At 71.4% G+C, this 16,272-nt stretch carries 19 protein-coding genes; 7 read left to right on the forward strand and 12 right to left on the reverse strand.

The features are described 5' to 3' along the window. Nucleotide 1 precedes the first annotated feature (1 nt). Both H3H34_RS00740 and mce read right to left on the reverse strand, forming a co-directional pair. Complete coding sequence (locus H3H34_RS00740; RefSeq protein ID WP_194743361.1) at nucleotides 2–1,426, reverse strand: AMP nucleosidase; 1,425 nt, start codon at nucleotides 1,424–1,426, stop codon at nucleotides 2–4. Nucleotides 1,427–1,615: 189 nt separating this feature from the next. Then, entirely contained in the window at nucleotides 1,616–2,044 is a 429-nt protein-coding gene (gene mce, locus H3H34_RS00745) for a methylmalonyl-CoA epimerase (RefSeq protein ID WP_194743362.1), read from the reverse strand. Nucleotides 2,045–2,167: 123 nt separating this feature from the next. On the opposite strand from mce, the gene H3H34_RS13230 reads away from it, so the two are divergent. Then, entirely contained in the window at nucleotides 2,168–3,280 is a 1,113-nt protein-coding gene (locus tag H3H34_RS13230; RefSeq protein ID WP_207790709.1) for a DUF2853 family protein, read from the forward strand. 168 nt (nucleotides 3,281–3,448) lie between these two features. Here the strand turns inward: H3H34_RS13230 and ssb are convergent, their stop codons facing one another. After that, nucleotides 3,449–3,916 (reverse strand): single-stranded DNA-binding protein, encoded by a 468-nt coding sequence (ssb, locus tag H3H34_RS00755; protein WP_194743363.1) that lies wholly within the window; start codon nucleotides 3,914–3,916, stop codon nucleotides 3,449–3,451. 70 nt (nucleotides 3,917–3,986) lie between these two features. On the opposite strand from ssb, the gene H3H34_RS00760 reads away from it, so the two are divergent. Then, a complete protein-coding gene (locus tag H3H34_RS00760; RefSeq protein ID WP_194743364.1) occupies nucleotides 3,987–5,129 on the forward strand; it encodes a DUF3667 domain-containing protein in 1,143 nt (380 codons plus the stop codon). A 56-nt stretch (nucleotides 5,130–5,185) separates the two neighbouring features. Next, nucleotides 5,186–5,782, forward strand: a complete 597-nt coding sequence (locus tag H3H34_RS00765) for a protein-tyrosine phosphatase family protein (protein ID WP_194743365.1) — start codon at nucleotides 5,186–5,188, stop codon at nucleotides 5,780–5,782. A 26-nt stretch (nucleotides 5,783–5,808) separates the two neighbouring features. On the opposite strand, the gene feoB is transcribed toward H3H34_RS00765, so the two are convergent. The 3 genes from feoB to H3H34_RS00780 form a co-directional block, all read right to left on the reverse strand. Then, on the reverse strand, nucleotides 5,809–7,671 hold the full coding sequence (gene feoB / locus H3H34_RS00770) for a ferrous iron transporter B (protein WP_194743366.1): 1,863 nt from the start codon (nucleotides 7,669–7,671) through the stop codon (nucleotides 5,809–5,811). Then, complete coding sequence (locus tag H3H34_RS00775; RefSeq protein ID WP_194743367.1) at nucleotides 7,668–7,892, reverse strand: FeoA family protein; 225 nt, start codon at nucleotides 7,890–7,892, stop codon at nucleotides 7,668–7,670. The genes feoB and H3H34_RS00775 overlap by 4 nt, the downstream gene beginning before the upstream one ends. A 105-nt stretch (nucleotides 7,893–7,997) precedes the next feature. Next, the gene (locus H3H34_RS00780) at nucleotides 7,998–8,654 is read right to left on the reverse strand and encodes a COQ9 family protein (RefSeq protein WP_194743368.1); all 657 of its coding nucleotides are present in this window, start codon (nucleotides 8,652–8,654) and stop codon (nucleotides 7,998–8,000) included. 174 nt (nucleotides 8,655–8,828) lie between these two features. Between H3H34_RS00780 and rpsU the strand changes: the two genes are divergently transcribed. From rpsU to H3H34_RS00800, 4 genes are read left to right on the forward strand one after another with little or no spacing between them, the layout of a single operon-like run. Next, complete coding sequence (gene rpsU / locus H3H34_RS00785) at nucleotides 8,829–9,035, forward strand: 30S ribosomal protein S21 (RefSeq protein WP_194743369.1); 207 nt, start codon at nucleotides 8,829–8,831, stop codon at nucleotides 9,033–9,035. Nucleotides 9,036–9,039: 4 nt separating this feature from the next. After that, complete coding sequence (locus H3H34_RS00790; protein ID WP_328830870.1) at nucleotides 9,040–9,558, forward strand: FKBP-type peptidyl-prolyl cis-trans isomerase; 519 nt, start codon at nucleotides 9,040–9,042, stop codon at nucleotides 9,556–9,558. A 37-nt stretch (nucleotides 9,559–9,595) separates the two neighbouring features. Next, nucleotides 9,596–9,952, forward strand: coding sequence for a DUF805 domain-containing protein (locus tag H3H34_RS00795; protein ID WP_194743370.1), 357 nt, complete (start codon nucleotides 9,596–9,598; stop codon nucleotides 9,950–9,952). Nucleotides 9,953–9,993: 41 nt separating this feature from the next. After that, complete coding sequence (locus tag H3H34_RS00800; RefSeq protein WP_194743371.1) at nucleotides 9,994–10,905, forward strand: hypothetical protein; 912 nt, start codon at nucleotides 9,994–9,996, stop codon at nucleotides 10,903–10,905. A gap of 132 nt (nucleotides 10,906–11,037) precedes the next feature. Here H3H34_RS00800 and lepB read toward each other — a convergent pair whose 3' ends face one another. The 6 genes from lepB to rpoZ all read right to left on the reverse strand — a co-directional run bounded on the left by lepB (nucleotide 11,038) and on the right by rpoZ (nucleotide 16,258). Beyond that, a complete protein-coding gene (gene lepB, locus H3H34_RS00805) occupies nucleotides 11,038–11,868 on the reverse strand; it encodes a signal peptidase I (RefSeq protein ID WP_194743372.1) in 831 nt (276 codons plus the stop codon). After that, entirely contained in the window at nucleotides 11,865–12,266 is a 402-nt protein-coding gene (gene acpS / locus H3H34_RS00810) for a holo-ACP synthase (protein WP_194744040.1), read from the reverse strand. The genes lepB and acpS overlap by 4 nt, the downstream gene beginning before the upstream one ends. Further along, nucleotides 12,266–13,015, reverse strand: a complete 750-nt coding sequence (locus tag H3H34_RS00815; RefSeq protein WP_194743373.1) for a pyridoxine 5'-phosphate synthase — start codon at nucleotides 13,013–13,015, stop codon at nucleotides 12,266–12,268. The genes acpS and H3H34_RS00815 overlap by 1 nt, the downstream gene beginning before the upstream one ends. Beyond that, entirely contained in the window at nucleotides 13,012–13,593 is a 582-nt protein-coding gene (gene pyrE, locus H3H34_RS00820) for an orotate phosphoribosyltransferase (protein WP_194743374.1), read from the reverse strand. Before pyrE ends, H3H34_RS00815 begins: the two co-directional genes overlap by 4 nt. Nucleotides 13,594–13,647: 54 nt before the next feature. Continuing rightward, nucleotides 13,648–15,753: a RelA/SpoT family protein gene (locus H3H34_RS00825; RefSeq protein ID WP_194743375.1), complete on the reverse strand. Its 2,106-nt coding sequence runs from the start codon at nucleotides 15,751–15,753 to the stop codon at nucleotides 13,648–13,650. Between the two features lie 166 nt (nucleotides 15,754–15,919). Continuing rightward, entirely contained in the window at nucleotides 15,920–16,258 is a 339-nt protein-coding gene (gene rpoZ, locus H3H34_RS00830; RefSeq protein ID WP_194743376.1) for a DNA-directed RNA polymerase subunit omega, read from the reverse strand. Between the last annotated feature and the right edge of the window lie 14 nt (nucleotides 16,259–16,272).

The raw sequence follows: 16,272 nt of genomic DNA on the forward strand, positions 1-16,272 counted from the left end.
TTCAGCGGAACGGTGGCTCGTCGAAGGCGCGGAGCTTGCGGGAATGGAGCCGCCTGCCCTGTTCCCGCATCTTCTCGATCGCCGTGATCCCGATCTGGAGGTGCTCGGAAATCGCGCCGTCGTAGAAGCGGTTGGCCTGGCCGGGCAGCTTGATCTCGCCATGGAGCGGCTTGTCCGAGACGCAGAGCAGCGTGCCGTAGGGCACGCGGAACCGGTAGCCCTGGGCTGCGATGGTCGCCGACTCCATGTCGACGGCAACGGCGCGCGACTGGTTGAACCGCCGCGCCGAAAGCCCGTAGCGCAGCTCCCAGTTGCGGTCGTCGGTCGTGACGACGGTGCCGGTGCGCAGCCGCGGCTTCAGCCGGTCGGAGTCGAGGCCGGTCACCTCCTCTGCGGCCCGGGCCAGCGCCTGCTGCACTTCGGCAATGGGAGGGATGGGGATCTCGGGCGGCAGAACGTCGTCGAGCACATGGTCGTCGCGGAGATAGGCGTGGGCGAGCACATAGTCGCCGATCGTCTGGCTCGGCCTGAGGCCTCCGCAGTGGCCGATCATGATCCACGCCTCGGGGCGCATGACGGCAAGGTGGTCGCAGATCGTCTTGGCGTTCGAGGGCCCCACCCCGATGTTCACGAAGCTGATGCCGTGGCCGTCCTCGGCCACGAGGTGCCAGGCAGGCATCTGGTGCCGTCGCCAGGCGCCATCCGCCAGCGCCGCCTCGGGCGTGGCGTGGGCACCATCGAGCGTCACGCCGCCCGGGCAGGAAAGCCGGGCGAAGCGCGTGCCAGGCGCGCGCAGCGCCTCGCAGGCGAAGATCAGGAACTGGTCGATGTAGCGATGGTAGTTGGTGAAGAGGATGTAGCTCTGCACATCGGCCGGTGGCGTCCCGGTGTAGTGCCGGATCCGGGCCAGAGAGAAGTCGGTGCGCGGCGCGTCGAACAGGGCAAGCGGCCGCGGCGCGTCGGCGTCCTGCCGCCAGAGGCCATCCGCCAGCTCGTCGCCGATGTGGGCAAGCTCGGTTGTGGCGAAGTGCCGGCCGAGCGTCCGCGCGGCGGTGGCATCGAGCGCAAGGTCGGTCGCGCCATCAAGCACGTAGGCGAAGGGGATCTCGACTTCCGACGGGCCGACCGCGAGCTCGATCTCGTAGTCCCGGGCGAGAAGGTCGATCTGTTCCTCGAGGTAGCGGCGGAACAGCCGCGGCTGGGTGACGGTGACGGCGTAGGTGCCGGGGACCGTGAGCCGCGCGAAGGCGCGGCCCTGGCGCGGCGCCGCGCCGTCCCCGGCCCAGACGACGCGCAGCTCGGGGTAGACGAAGCGCCGGCGCTCCTCGGCATCGGGCGGAGGGCCGCCGGCAAGCACCCGCCGCAGGGCGGCCCTCAGACCCTCGACCGCGGAGTCATGGAGGTCGGCGAGCGCCTCGACGATCATCGCCTCTGCTCCTGCGCTTGCCCCTCACCCTCCTTCCGCTCGGGCGCTGCCGGCCTGCCGGCCCGCCCCCCGGCCCGCGTCAACGGCCGCTGCCTGCGGGCGCGTCGAACGGGACCGCGTTCGGCGGCAAAGCCGCCGAAGCGGCCCGCCGGCCGGCCCTGCGGCGAGTCGGCCCATTTCGGCTCCGCCTCAATGGCCGCCGCCTGCGGGCTCCGCCATCAGCTCGATGAGCACGCCGCCCATGTCCTTCGGGTGGACGAAGATGACCGGCACGCCATGCGCGCCGATCCGCGGCTCGCCGCCCCGGAGCACGGTTGCGCCCTTGGCCACCAGCTCGTCGCGCGCGGCGAGGATGTCGGGCACCTCGAAGCAGACATGGTGCTGCCCGCCCTTCGGGTTCTTCGCGAGAAATCCATGAATGGGGGAATCCGCGCCCAGCGGCTCGATGAGCTCGATCTGCGAATTGTCCACGTCAACGAAGCAGACCCGGACCCCCTGCTCCGGGAGATCGAAGGGCGCATGGATGCGCGTTGCCCCGAGCAGGTCGCGATAGAGGGCAACGCTCGCCTCGATGGAGGGGGTGGCGACCCCCACATGGTTCAGCCGGCCGATCCGCATGGGTTGCGCCATAGCCCGAACCCGCCCGCCGGCGCCAGTGCCTCCCCCTTTACGGAGGGTCGCCGCACCGCTAGGTGTCGTGCCCGTTACCCGGGCAGGCCCGGAGGCGGGGGAGAGGGGATCATGGCCGAGGACTGGAGCATCGACGTCCGGAAATATGCGCCGGACGCCGACGAGAGCGTCATTCAGGGGATCGTGCGGCACTGTGGCATCGCGCTCCGATCGCGCGACGCCTCGCTCGTTTCCTTTACCGACCAGGACGAACTCGACCGGGTGCGCGAGAGCTTCCTCCGCAAGAAGCTCGGCCTGACCGACCCGGACGACGTGCTGAATGCCGCCATCGCCCGCGTGGGCGAGCGCATGAAGGCGGACGCGACCAAGAACCGCGTCACGGTCTACTATCTGCTCGCCGAGATGTTCGGGAAGCTGGCCCTGTTCGGCGGTGCAGCCACGGCAACCGCGGCCGCGGCTCCTGCCGAACCGGAGGCCGCGCCCCTTGTTGTCGAGACAGAGCCCGAGCCGGTGGTGGCGGCCCCGGAACCCGAACCGGTCGTCGAACCCGTCCGCGCCGTCGCCCCCGAGCCGGCGCCGGTCGCCGCGCCGCTCGCGGTCGCGGCTGCTCCGGTCGCGGCCGCCGTGCCGGCTGCCGCCCGCCCGCGGCCGAAGCAGGACGACGACGGCGGCCTCATCGGCTTCGGCCTGCTGGCCGCCGGCGCGCTTGGCGCCATCATCCTCGGCACGGCCACCATCGGCTCGCTCATCGGCACGCGCGAGGACGCCGGCCCACCCCCGGTCTCGCCGCGGATGGATGGCCCGGTCCGCGCCGTGCCGGCCGGCTACGGCGTCATGGCCGAGATCATCGACGGGAAGCCCGCGCTCAACATCTATTTCGGCACTGCCGAGCGCGAGGTGGCCCCCCTTGGTGACGATGCCGCGGCCCTCAAGGCCTACATCGACTCGAACCCGGACGATCGCCTGTCGGTTTCCGGCTACGTCGATCCGCGCGGCGACCGCGCCTTCAACGAGCAGCTCGCACGCGACCGGGCGGTCAACGCCAAGGCTGCCCTGGTCGCCGCCGGGATCCCCGAAGACCGGATCGACCTCGACAAGCCGGCCGACATCGTCGGCGGCGACGCGAGCCTCGCCGAAGACCGGCGGGTGACCATCCGGGTCAAGTCGGCGCAGGGCGTCGTCCAGGAGCCGGCAGCCGTCGAGAAGACCCAGGCGGTTCCCTGACCTCCGGCTGGTGCCGCGGCCGCGCCCCGCCGGGCGCCGGCCGAAAGCAGCGACGGAGCGGCGCGGCGGGGACGCCCGAAGGTCACGCGCGAACGGCCAGCATGGGAACGCAGGACGCTCGGCCCCTCGGGGGCCACGCAGGTCTGGCAGGCTGGCGGAGCGGCGTGCCTAGAAGGGCACGTCGTCGTCGCCGAGCTCGTCAAGCGGGTCGGCCCCCTGTCGCGGGGCGGGCGCGCGGGAGGTGCGCTCCTCGTCCCAGCTTCCGCCGCCGCCCATGCCGCCCTCGCGCCGGTCAAGGAGGGTGAGCTCGCCGCGGAAGCGGCCGACATAGACTTCCGTGGTGTAGCGGTCGTTCCCGTCCCGGTCCTGCCACTTGCGCGTCCGGAGCTGGCCCTCGACGTAGACTTTCGAGCCCTTGCGCAGATACTGTTCGGCAACCTTCACCAGGTTGTCGTTATCGATGACCACGTTGTGCCACTCGGTCCGCTCCTGGCGCTGGCCCGTGTTGCGGTCGGTCCAGCTTTCGGAGGTGGCAAGCCGAAGGTTGGCGATGCGCCCGCCGTTCTGGAAGGTCTTCACCTCCGGGTCGGCGCCGAGATTGCCCACCAGGATCACCTTGTTGACGGAACCGGCCATGGCCTCTCTCCCTTGCCTGTGCGAGCGCGATAGGCGAGGCTGGACGCTCTTGCCAAGCGGAGGATGGCCGGTGGCGGGCGAGGCGGAGGCGGCAGGGAAGCTCGTGACCGCGGTGGCGGCGGCGCGGGTGGTGGACGGCCCGGCGGGGGTGGCGGGCGGCAGGTCGTCAGGCGGGGCCAGTGGCGAAGCTGCGTCCCCTGGTGCGGGTGCCTGCGGCAACTGCGCCGCGGCACTGTCCGGGCCCTTCTGCAGCCAGTGCGGACAGCGGGCGCATGTCGAGCGGTCGCTGTCCCATGCCATCCACGAACTGCTGCACGGGGTGCTGCACTTCGACGGCAAGCTGTGGAACACGCTGCCACTGCTGGTCGTGCGGCCGGGGAAGCTGACCCGCGACTATGTGGAGGGGAAGCGCGCGCGCTACATTTCCCCCATTGCGCTGTTCCTGCTCACCATCTTTCTGATGTTCCTGGTCCTTGGCCTGATCGGGGGCGAACGGGTGCCCCCCGATGCGGTCAAGCTGGACCGGGCGGCGGCGGAACGGCTGATCGCCGAGACCGATGAGCGGATCGCCGGGCTGGACCGGGAGATCGCCGCGCGGCAGGGGAAGGCGGGGAACAGGGAGGCGCTGGCTGCGCTCGAGGCGTCGCGCCAGGCGGCGGTGGCGCTGAAGGCGCGCGTCGGGCAGCAGATGGCGACGGCTGCGGCCGAAGTGCCCCTCGACCTGCCGGCGAGCGCCCGGCTGGCGGCCGAATCGGGCCAGCTCGTCATCGACACCGGCAATCCCGCGCTCGACGCCCGGATCGCCGAGGCCGCGCGCAATCCAGAGCTGGTCTTCTACAAAATGAAGCAGAAAGGCTACAAGCTCTCCTTCCTTCTTGTTCCCCTTTCCCTCCCGTGGATGTGGCTGATCTTCGCTGGGCGGAAGGATGTCACCTCCTACGACCATGTCGTCTTTCTGCTCTACTCCATCAGCTTCATGTCGCTCGTCTTCATCCTTTCGGCAGTGCTGATTGCGTCCGGTATGCGGAACAATGGAGTCTACCTGTCGCTGTTCGCTGTCGTGCCCATCGTTCACATGTTCCTGCAGCTGAAGGAAGGCTATCTCCTGGGCGTGGCGGCGGCGGCGTGGCGCACCGGCGTGCTGGCGACGGGAGCGGTGGCCACCCTTCTCCTCTATTTCGTGGGGATCCTCTTCCTCGGGCTCGTGGACTGAGGCTTGCAAAGGGCGCCGGCCGTGCCGAGATGAGAAGGAGGAGCGGGAGCCGGCGGATGAGCATGGAGAGGTTGCGCGTGGCCGGGCTGGTGGCGGCGCTGCTGTGGGCGGCGGCCGGGGAAGCGAAGCCCGGGATCGATGCCCCCTTCGAGCCGCGGGGCGAGGGGCAGGCGGCGCCCTTTGGCAGCGCCGTGGGCGGCGCCTTCACCAACTACAGCCGGGTGGCGCCGGCGATCGCGACGGCCGCTGCGCCGGGAGTAGCCGGAGTGGAGAAGGCGGCGGCGCTGGGGTTCCGCCACCTCGTCGACCTGCGTTCCGACAGCGAGCCGGGGGTGCAGGACGAGGCGCGGCGCGCCGCCGAACTGGGGCTTCGCCGCACCTCTCTCCCCATGCCGATGGACCCGGCCGCCATTCCCGCCTTCCTCGAGCGGCTGGCGCCGCTGCTGGAGGGGAGCGGCGGCTATCCCCTCCTCATGGTCTGCGGCTCGGCCAACCGCACCTCGGCGGCTTGGGCGCTCTACCGGGCGAAGCGCGGGGTGCCGCCCCTCGTCGCCATCGAGGAGGGGCGCGCTGCCGGGCTCACGGCGCGCGGCGAGGCGCTGGTGCGCAAGGCGCTGGGGCTTCCCGAGGCGCCCGCAGCGGCCGCCAACTAGGGCTGTCTCCCGCCGCGGGGGGCGGGCTAGAGCAGGGCAAGCGCCGCCCGGTAGGTGAGGAAGGCGGCGATCCAGGCGAGTGCGAAGAGGTAGACGAGCATGAAGATCGGCCAGCGCCAGCTGCCGGTTTCGCGCCGCGCGACCGCCAGGGTCGAGATGCACTGCGGGGCGAACACGAACCATGCGAGCAGGGCAAGCGCGGTGGGAAGCGACCAGGCAATCCGAAGCCGTTCGACGAGGCCGGCCGACGGATCGTCACCCTTGATCGCATGGACGGTGCCGAGCGCCGAGATGGCGACTTCGCGCGCGGCCATGGCGGGCACGAGGGCGAGCGCGATGTCGGGGCCGAAGCCGACGGGGGCGACGAGGGGGTGGAGGGCGGCCCCGACCTGGCCCGCAAAACTTTCCGTAAGGTCTGGAGGGTGGCCGTTGTGGCGGGGGAAGCTGGCGAGCGCCCAGAGCAGCAGCGCGGCGGCGAGGATGATGGTGCCGGCGCGCGTCAGGAAGGCGAGCGCGCGCAGCCAGAGCCCCAGCGCAAGGTCGCGCAACCGGGGAAGCTGGTAGGCGGGAAGCTCCATCATGAGCGGCAGCGAGGGGCCGCGTGCCACCGTGTGGCGCAGGAGGAGGGCAGCAGCGAGGCCTGCGAGCGCGCCGGCGGCGTAGAGGAGGAAGAGGACGAGGCCCTGCAGGCCGACCGGCCCGAGCACGCGCCGGGCGGGGATGAAGGCAGCGATGAGGACGGAATAGACGGGCAGGCGGGCCGAGCAGGTCATCAGCGGGGCGACGAGGATGGTGGCGAGCCTCGCCCTTGGATCGGCGATGGTGCGCGCAGCCATGATTCCCGGGATGGCGCAGGCGAAGGAGGAGAGGAGCGGGATGAAGCTGCTGCCCGAAAGCCCGGCGCGCGCCATCAGCCGATCGACGAGGAAGGCGGCGCGGCCGAGATAGCCTGAGGCCTCGAGCGCCAGGATGAAGGTGAAGAGGATCAGGATCTGCGGCAGGAAGACGAGGACCGAGCCCACCCCGGCGAGGATCCCGTCGGCAAGGAGGGAGGCGAGGAGGCCGGGGGGAAGGGCGGACGTGACCGCCCGCTGCAGCGCCGCGATTCCCGCCTCGATCCAGCCCATCGGGGTTTCGGCAAGGGTGAAGACGGCCTGGAAGACGAGGAAGAGTAGAAGGGCAAGGAGCGCCGGGCCGGCGACGGGGTGAAGGACGAGGCGGTCGATCCGGTCGGTGACCTGCCGCGCCGCGCCGCGCGCCAGCGTGACGTCGGCGGCGAGCGCGCGCGCCTCTCGCGCCAGCGCGCGCATGTGGCGAACGGGATCAGCGGCGCTCGGGACGTCGCGGCCGGCTGGGCCTGAGGCAGCGTGGTGGAGCGCACCTTCGACCGCTGCCAGCAGTTCGCCAAGGCCCTGGCGGCGCACGGCGACCGTTTCGACGACGGGGCAGCCGACGCGGGCGGCAAGCCTGGCCGAATCGATCGTCGTGCCGTCGCGCAGCGCCATGTCCACCCGGTTGAGCGCCACCACCATGGGCAGGCCGAGTTCCTTCAGCTCGAGAAGGAAGCGCAGGTGGATCTCGAGATTGGTGGCATCAAGGACGGCGATCAGGAGATCGGGCCGGGGATCGCCCGGCACCCGGCCGAGGAGCGTGTCGCGGGTCACTTCCTCGTCGGGAGAGCGGGGGTCGAGGCTGTAGGCGCCGGGCAGGTCGACGACATCCACCGTCTCTCCGCCCGGAAGCGGGAGCCGGGCCGATTTGCGCTCGACCGTCACGCCCGGATAGTTGGCGACCTTCTGCCGGGCACCCGTGAGCGCATTGAAGAGCGACGTCTTCCCGGCATTGGGGTGGCCGACGACGGCGACGAAGGGCAGGCGGGGCGAAGTCACTGCGTCTCGATCCGCCGGGCGATCGCGCGGCGGAGCGCGACCTTGGTGGCGCCGATCCTGACTGCCAGCGGATCGCCGCCCGCCGCCCGGTCGGTCACCTCGACCGTCACGCCCTCGTCGAAGCCCATCTCGAGGAGGCGGGCGACAAGCGGGGGGTCGGCATCGGGAAAGCCGGTGATGACGCGGGGCTGGCGGAGCGGCAGCTGATCGAGGCGGGGCACGGTTCCCGCCGCCTAGGCGCTCATGTTGCGAATGTCACGCAGGAACGGGAGCTCGCCGGCGCGGCAAACATGGGCGGGTCTGGCGCAAGGGCTGGCGCGGGCGGATCAGGCGGGCGGGTAACGCAGCCGGCCGAGGAAGCGCACGAGGCTCGGGCCCTCTCCTTCCGGCCGCAGCCGCGCCTTGAGGCCCTCGATCCGCATCACGTCGGCGATGCGGCGGTCGAGGAAGGCCCAGGTCTCGACATGGTCTTCGCTCTCGTCGCCCAGCCAGTAGAAGAGCGTGGCGGCATAGACGGCGCTCGCGATCGCCCGCTTGGAGTAGTAGTTGAAGTCCGTCGCCGTGTCGCCGGCGGCGCGCCAGATGGCATCCGCCGTCCCCCAGGTAAGGCGCGCGGCAAGCGGGGCGTTGGCCGGCCAGGCGAGGATGGCCGCGGCGCGGCGTACCGCCTCCTTGTGGGGCGCCATCAGCTCGAACCGGGTGCGGATGGCCTTCGTCACCTTCTCGCGCACCTTGAGCGCGCGGAACTCGGGCGTGTCGCAGGCGGCCAGCATGTCCGCATCGGCTGCGGCGATCGAGGCGGCGACCATGTCGGGCGCGCCGCCGGGGAAGGCGAGGCGGGCCACCGCCGGGTCCACGCCCAGGTCCCTGGCGGCCGCTGCCAGCGCCGTCTCGCTCCAGCCATCGAAGGGGACATGCGGGAGCATCGCGCGCGCGAGCGCCGGCCTCAGCTCGTCGAGCGTCGGGTCTTCGGGCAGGCTCATGCGCGCACTCCTAGCCTCTGCGCGCGCTCCGGGGAACCGCCCCGCGCCCAGCCTCCTTGCCGCACCGCCCCGCGTTTGCTATATCTTTTGCGTTGGCGCTGCCGGCGAAGGTCGGTGGCGCCCTGTTTTTGGCGCGGGGTCGGCCCCGCATCAGCGAGAAGGAGTGGGTGGCGCGTGCAGATCATCGTTCGGGACAACAATGTCGATCAGGCCCTTCGGGCGCTCAAGAAGAAGCTCCAGCGCGAGGGGATCTACCGGGAGATGAAGCTGCGTCGCCATTACGAGAAGCCGTCGGAGAAGCGGGCCCGCGAGCGCGCGGCGGCCATCCGCCGCGCCCGCAAGCTCGACCGCAAGCGCGCCGAGCGCGACGGCATCCGCTGATCCCGTGAGCGCCAACCTGCCCGGGCCGGCGCCCTCCGGCCTCGGCGGCTGGATTGCCGCCGGCATCTTGGGCGTGGCGGCCATGATCGGCCTCGCCTGGTTCGGCACCCGTGGTGTCGCTGGACCCGCTGCCGCGATCCAGGGCTATCTGGCCGAGAATGCGCGCAAGGCGGGCGTCACCGTGCTGCCCTCGGGCGTCCAGGTCGAGGTGCTGAAGGGGGGTGGATCGGGCACGGCGCCGGGTGCTCAGGACTTCGTGCTCGTCCAGTATGAGGGCCGGCTGACCGACGGGACCGTCTTCGACTCGAGCTACGCGCGCGGCCAGCCCGCCGCGTTCGGTGTCGGCGACGTGATTCCGGGCCTTGCCGAGGCGCTGCAGCGCATGAAGCCGGGCGAGAAGCACCGAATCACCATTCCGCCGGCGCTTGCCTACGGCAGGGAAGGGGCGGGCAACGGCGTGATCCCGCCGAACAGCGTGCTCGTCTTCGAGGTCGAACTGCTGCAGGTGGCGGCCGGCGGCTGAGGCTGCTAGGCTCGTGTCCTCGGTCGGGGAGGGCAGAATGACGTTCGCGGGCGCAATCCGATCGGTGCTCGGCAACTATGTCAACTTCGAGGGCCGCGCGCCCCGCGCCGAATATTGGTGGTGGCAGCTTGTCATGGTCCTCGTCGCCCTCCTCGTCGGTGGCGTCGGCTACAGCACCAATCCGTTCGCGCAGTCCGCAGGGCTCCTCGGCCTCCTGCTGTTCCTGCCCAGCCTCGCGGTGGCGATCCGCCGCCTCCACGATACCGACCGCAGCGGCTGGTTCATCCTTCTTGTCTTCGTGCCACTCATCGGCAGTCTGATCCTGCTTTGGTGGTATCTCAAGCCCGGTACGCCCGGCCCCAACCGTTTCGGTCCCGACCCGCGCGCTGCCTGACCCGCTGGCCCGCGGCCCAGTGCCGTGCGAAGGAGCGAAGCATGCGTATCGCGCTTGCCTTCCTGATCGCGGCGCCGGTCGTCGCGGCCGAGCCGCGCGTCCTCGTGGCCGACCCGGAGCCGGTGGTCACCGTCCGCATCCGCGCGAGCGAACTCCCGGTCCGCGTCGCGCTCGGCGTGCCCCCCGTGCTTCTGCTCAACGCTGCCCCCGCCATCGAGACCGGCATCCGGCCCTTCCCGGTCATCGGCAAGCTTCGCTTTTCGAACGCGCTGCTCCCCGGAGGCTCGGCGCTCGTTCGCTTCAACCGCATCGGCGTCGGGATCGAAGGCGCGCCCAAGCGCAAGCTGCCCACTGCCTGGATCGAGCCCGAGGTCACCGCCCGCACCGCCGGCGTGCTTTCGATCTTCGCGCTCGAGGGCGACCGCATCGTCTGGGCGAACCCCCGGGCGCCGGCCGGCGGGCAGACCTACGCGCTTGCCCGCGATGGCACCAACGACCCCGACGTCATGCTCCGCCTCGGCGGCGAGAAGATCCGCCTCACCCTCGCCCCCGACAGCCCGGTCACCATCATGAACGCCCGCGCCGCCGCGGCGCTCGAGCGCGAGGGGCTCGTGCGCCGCGGCAACCGCGTGGGCCTGTGGGAGCCCATCCCCCGCGCGCGCCTGCCCTGGCAGGCGCTGGTGCCAAGGCCGGGGGCGACGCTTGCCGGCCTGCCGCTCGTCCGCCCGGCCGCGCGCGTGAGCGAGGCGGAAGCGAAAGCGATCGACGCCCGCGCCGAGGCGGGCACCTCGACTGAGGAGGACGATGCCGACACCATCCTGGTCAGGGGCGAGCGGGAGGGCCGCCGCAGCCGGGCCCCCTGGGTGCTGGTGGGCGCCGACGTGCTTGGCAGCTGCAGCCGGATCGAGCTCGACCGGCCGGGGAAGCGCTGGCTTCTCACCTGCGCCTTCTGACGCGCGGGTCTCGAGCCTGCCCCGTCAGTCAGCAAGCCCAACATCCGCCCCGCCCGCCGCAAGGCCGCCCCCGGTACCGGGACGCGGACACCAGCCAGCCTGCGGCCCCCCGCCGTCGCGCCCCCGGGGGCGTCAGTTCTTCCGGAGGCTGAGAAAGGCCCGGTCGCCGCGCAGCGAGCCCAGCCAGGTGAGCGGGTTGAGCGTTGCCGAGCCGTCGAGGCTGAACGTGGTGAACTCGGCGCGGCCAACGATGTTCTCGATCGGCACGAGGCCGAGGCCGCCGATCTCGGGGGGCACCCGGCTGTCGGACGAGTTGTCGCGATTGTCGCCAAGGAGGAAGAGGTAGCCTTCCGGCACCTTCACCGGCGGCCGGTCGTCGCGCTCGGTGGCGGCGAGGTCGAGCACCACGTAGGAGCGCCCGTCGAGCTCTTCCCGGAAGGCAGGAAAGCGACACACCGGCGTGCCGTCCGCGCGCGTGCCCCTGAGCGATGGCAGATACAGGCAGTCGGTGTTGGGCGAGACGGGGATCTCGACGTCGGCGATCCGCTCATGCGGCACGGGCTTGCCGTTCAGCCAGACGATGCCGCCGCGCAGCTCGACCGTGTCGCCCGGCAGCCCCACCACCCGCTTGATCCAGTCCGCGCCGTCGGATGGAGACTTGACCACGATGATGTCCCCCCGCTGCGGCAGCCGGCCGAACAGCCGCCCCGGGATCTTCGGCAGGATCGGCACGGAGGGCGAGAGGTAGCTGTAGCCGTAGGGGAACTTGGAGACGATGAGCCGGTCGCCGACGAGGAGGCCCGGCATCATCGATTCCGAAGGGATATAGAAGGGCTTGGCGATGAAGCTGTGGATGCCGAGCACGGCCAGGATGAGAAGCGCCCACTGCTGCGCCTCCCGCCGCCAGGAGAAGGGGGCCTTGGCCTTCGCGGGCTTGGCGGCCCCTTGGTCCAGTCGGTTCATGCGGGGCTCGCGGTGATGAGGACGAAGGCCTGGGCGAACGGGTGATCGTCGGAGAGCGTCACGTGGATTGCGGCCTTATGCCCCACGGGGGTGAGGGCTTCAAGCCGCGCGCGCGCGCCGCCGGTGAGCGCCATGGTGGGCGCGCCCGAGGGCAGGTTGACCACCCCCATGTCGCGGAAGAAGACACCCTGGCGGATGCCGGTCCCAAGCGCCTTGGCGCAGGCTTCCTTGGCGGCGAAGCGCTTGGCGTAGGTGGCCGCGCGCGTCATCGGCCGCCGGTCGGCCTTCGCCCGCTCCTGGGCGGTGAAGATCCGGTCGAGGAAGCGGTCGCCGTGCCGCTCGATCGCGCGGGCGATGCGCTCGATGTTGCAGATGTCGGAGCCGAGGCCGAGGAGAATCATGGCCGTGCGTTCGCGCTTCTCCGGGCGGCGTCCATGCGCGCGCGCATGCCGCTGACGGCCTCGGCCAGGCCGCAGAACACTGCCTCGCCGATGAGGAAATGGCCGATGTTGAGCTCGGCGAGTTCGGGGATGGCGGCGACCGGCCCGACGTTGGCGTAGGACAGGCCGTGGCCGGCGTGAACCTCGAGCCCGGCGGCTGCCGCAAGTCGCGCTGCTTCTTCCAGCCGTGCCAGCTCCACGCCCGGCTCGGCCGCGTGGGCGTAGGGCCCTGTGTGCAGCTCGATGACCGGCACGCCAAGCCGTGCCGCCGCTTCCACCTGCCGGGCTTCGGGCGCAATGAAGAGGGAGACGCGGATTCCGGCCTCGCCCAGCCGCGCGACGAAGGGGCGCAGGCTCGCCTCCTGGCCGGCCACGTCGAGCCCGCCTTCGGTCGTGCGCTCCGCGCGCCGCTCGGGGACGATGCAGGCCGCATGCGGGCGGTTGGCGAGCGCGATCGCCAGCATTTCCGGGGTTGCCGCCATCTCGAGGTTGAGCGGCAGGGCAACCTCCGCGACCAGGCGCGCGATGTCGGCATCGGTCATGTGCCGCCGGTCCTCGCGCAGATGGGCGGTGATCCCGTCGGCCCCGGCTGCGGCGGCGACGTGCGCAGCGCGGATGGGGCAGGGGTGGTCGCCGCCGCGCGCGTTGCGGATGGTCGCCACATGGTCGATGTTGACCCCAAGGCGCAGATGCCGGGGCCCGCTCATGCCCGGCGGCTCCCGGGCTTGACGGCGGGGAGGGCGGCGAGCGCGGGCGGAAGCTCCTCAGGGCGGTAGGCCGGCACGGCGAGGCGGAGGAGCGCAGTCAGCGGCACGCCGAGTTCGGCCGTGCCGTCGGAGCGGTCGACGAGGGCGGCGGCGTGGATGACGCGGCCCCCGGCTGCTTCGACCGCGGCAATGGCCTCGCGCGAGGAAAGGCCGGTCGTCACCACGTCCTCGCAGAGGAGAACCGGCGTGCCCGGCGCGAGCGCGAACCCGCGGCGCAGCTCGAAAGTGCCTGACGGGCGCTCGACGAACATCGAGAGACAGCCGAGCGCGCGGGCGAGCTCGTGGCCGATGATGACGCCCCCCATCGCCGGGGCGACGACGGCTTGCGCCTCGCGCTGGACCGCCGCGGGCAGCTTCGCCGCAAGCGCTTGCGCGAGGCGCTCGGCGCGCGCCGGGTCCATGAGCACGCGGGCACACTGCAGATACAGCGGCGAGTGCAGCCCCGAGGAGAGCAGGAAGTGCCCCTCGAGGAGCGCTCCTGCCGCGCGGAACTCGTCGAGCACGTCGGCGTCGGTCATCGCCGGGCGTCATGGCAGCGACGGGACGCGCGGGGAAGCCCCGGCATGCCCCCCTCAGGCCGGCGGGGCGCGCTCCGCAGCCACCACCGCCTCGAGCGCCTTCAGCCCCGTCACGATGTCCTCGAGGTGCCGGGCATCCTCCACCTCGACGTCGAGCACATAGTGGTGGTGGGCGCGGTCCCGCTCGTCGAGTGTCAGGTTGACGATGTTGGCGCCCTGCCGCGCCAGCACCTGCGTGACCTGGGCGAGTGCTCCAGGCTCGTTGATGACGACGACGTCGATCCGCCCGGTCCCCGTGCCGGCATCGGGCGCCCAGGCAAGGTCGAGCCAGTCCTCGTGGGCAGCGTCATCGAGGTGCGGGCAGGCCAGCCGGTGCACGACCACCCCCCGGTCGGGCACGCGCACGCCGATGATGCGGTCGCCCGGCACCGGCATGCAGCAGCCGGCAAGCGCCATTCCGGCCTCGGTTGCGTGGCCGTCGACGAGAATGCTCCCCGTGCCTGCCGCCCCGCGCCGCCGGCGCCGCCGGCGCCTCGCGCCTGCGCCGGGGATGAGCGCGTCCATCACCTGCGCATCCGAGAGCGTGCCTCTGGCCAGCGCGATGTGGAGCGCTGCCTCATCGGGCAGCCGCAGCCGGGCGAGGGCTTCCGTCACCGCCTCCGGGCTGATGGTGACCTTGAGCTCGCGAACGATCCGCTCGAAGAGCGCGCGGCCGGTGCGCTGCAGCCCGGCGCGCTCGCGCGCGCGCACGTGGCGCCTGACGGCTGCGCGGGCCTTGGCCGTCACGACGAACTTCTCCCAGGCCGGGTCGGGCGTGCGGTTCGCGCGGGTCAGGATCTCGACCTGGTCGCCGTTCTTGAGCGGGGTGCGCAGGGGGACCGTCTTGCCGTTCACCCGCGCGCCGACGCAGGTATCGCCGAGCGTCGTGTGGACGGCATAGGCGAAGTCGACAGGCGTTGCCCCCATCGGCAGCTGGATGAGCTCGCCCTTGGGCGTGAAGCAGAACAGGCGATCGGTGAACATCGCCATGCGGGTGTGCTCGAGCACTTCCTCGGGCGACTGGGCCTGCTCGAGGATCTCGATCAGGTCGCGAAGCCAGGGGTAGTGGACGTCGGCGCCCTGCTTCTGCTTGTAGGCCCAGTGGGCGGCCATGCCGAACTCGGCCTCGGCGTGCATCTCGGCGTCGCGGATCTGCACCTCGATCCGCAGCCGGTCGCGGTCGATGAGTGTCGTGTGAAGCGAGCGGTAGCCGTTCGCCTTGGGCGTCGAGATATAGTCCTTGAACCGGCCCGGCACCATCTTCCAGCGCTGGTGGAGCGCGCCGAGCGCCCGGTAGCAGTCGTCCGGCGAGCGGGTGATGACGCGGAAGGCCACCACGTCCGAGAGCTGCTCGAAGGCGATGTCGCGTTCCTTCATCTTGGCGAAGATCGACCAGGGCCGCTTCTCGCGGCCGCGCACGTCGTCCGCCGGCACGCCGGCCTGGGCCAGCGCGAGCCGGATCCCGCTCTCGATCCGGCCGATCGTGTCCTGGTTGCCCGCGCGCAGCGCCGCGAGCCGCGCGGTGATCCCTTCCCACGCCTCCGGCTCGAGCTCGCGGAAGGCAAGATCCTTGAGCTCGTCCATGAAGCCGTAGAGGCCGATCCGCTCGGCGAGCGGGGCGTAGATGTCCCACGTCTCCTTGGCGATCCGCCGCCGCTTTTCAGGGCTCTTCAGGAAGTGGAGGGTGCGCATGTTGTGCAGCCGGTCGGCGAGCTTCACGAGGAGCACCCGGATGTCGTCCGACATGGCCAGCACGAAGCGGCGGAGGTTCTCGGCGGCCCGCTCGCTCTCCGACTGCGCTTCGATGCGCGAGAGCTTGGTCACGCCATCCACCAGCCGGGCGATGCCGTCGCCGAAAAGCCGGCTGATGTCCTCCGGCGTTGCCATCGTGTCCTCGATGGTGTCGTGGAGGATCGCGGTCGCGATGGTCTCGTGGTCGAGCCGGAGGTCGGTCAGGATGCCGGCCACCTCGATGGGGTGCGAGAAATAGGGGTCGCCGCTCGCCCGCAGCTGGCTGCCGTGCGCCTTCATCGAGAAGACGTAGGCACGGTTCAGCAGGTCCTCGTCCGCGTCCGGGTCGTAGGCCTTGACCTTCTCGACGAGTTCGTACTGGCGAAGCATTGCGGCTCAATATGGCGCAAGAGCGGGCCCGCGCCAGTGGGGCGCAGGCCCGGGCCGTCCCAACCCGACCTTTCCGCGATGCGTCAGCCGCTTCCGCTCTCGCCCGTCGGCCGCGCCCCGCGACCGCACCGGGCGGCGGCGGTCCCGCAGACCGCGGCAGGCCAGCCTATTCGTCGGGCCCGAGGTTCTGGTTCTTGGGCGGAATTGCGGCAGTGATCCGCAGAGCCTCGGCCGACGCCGCGAGGCTGCCGAAGTCGTCGGCCTCCTCGTCCTCCTCGATCTGCACCTTCATCAGGCCCTGGATGATACGCTCGCGCAGGTCCTCGGGCTTGACTGTCGCCTCGGCGATCTCGCGCAGCGCCACCACCGGGTTCTTGTCCCGGTCCCGGTCGACCGTGAGTTCGGCTCCGCCCGAGATCTGCCGGGCGCGCTGGGCGGCCAGCAGTACCAGGTCGAACCGGTTGGGAACCTTCTCGATGCAGTCCTCGACGGTGACGCGCGCCACAGACAACTCCGGAG

It is taken from the genome of Thermaurantiacus tibetensis, from assembly GCF_015354055.1.
GTDB lineage: Bacteria > Pseudomonadota > Alphaproteobacteria > Sphingomonadales > Sphingomonadaceae > Thermaurantiacus > Thermaurantiacus tibetensis.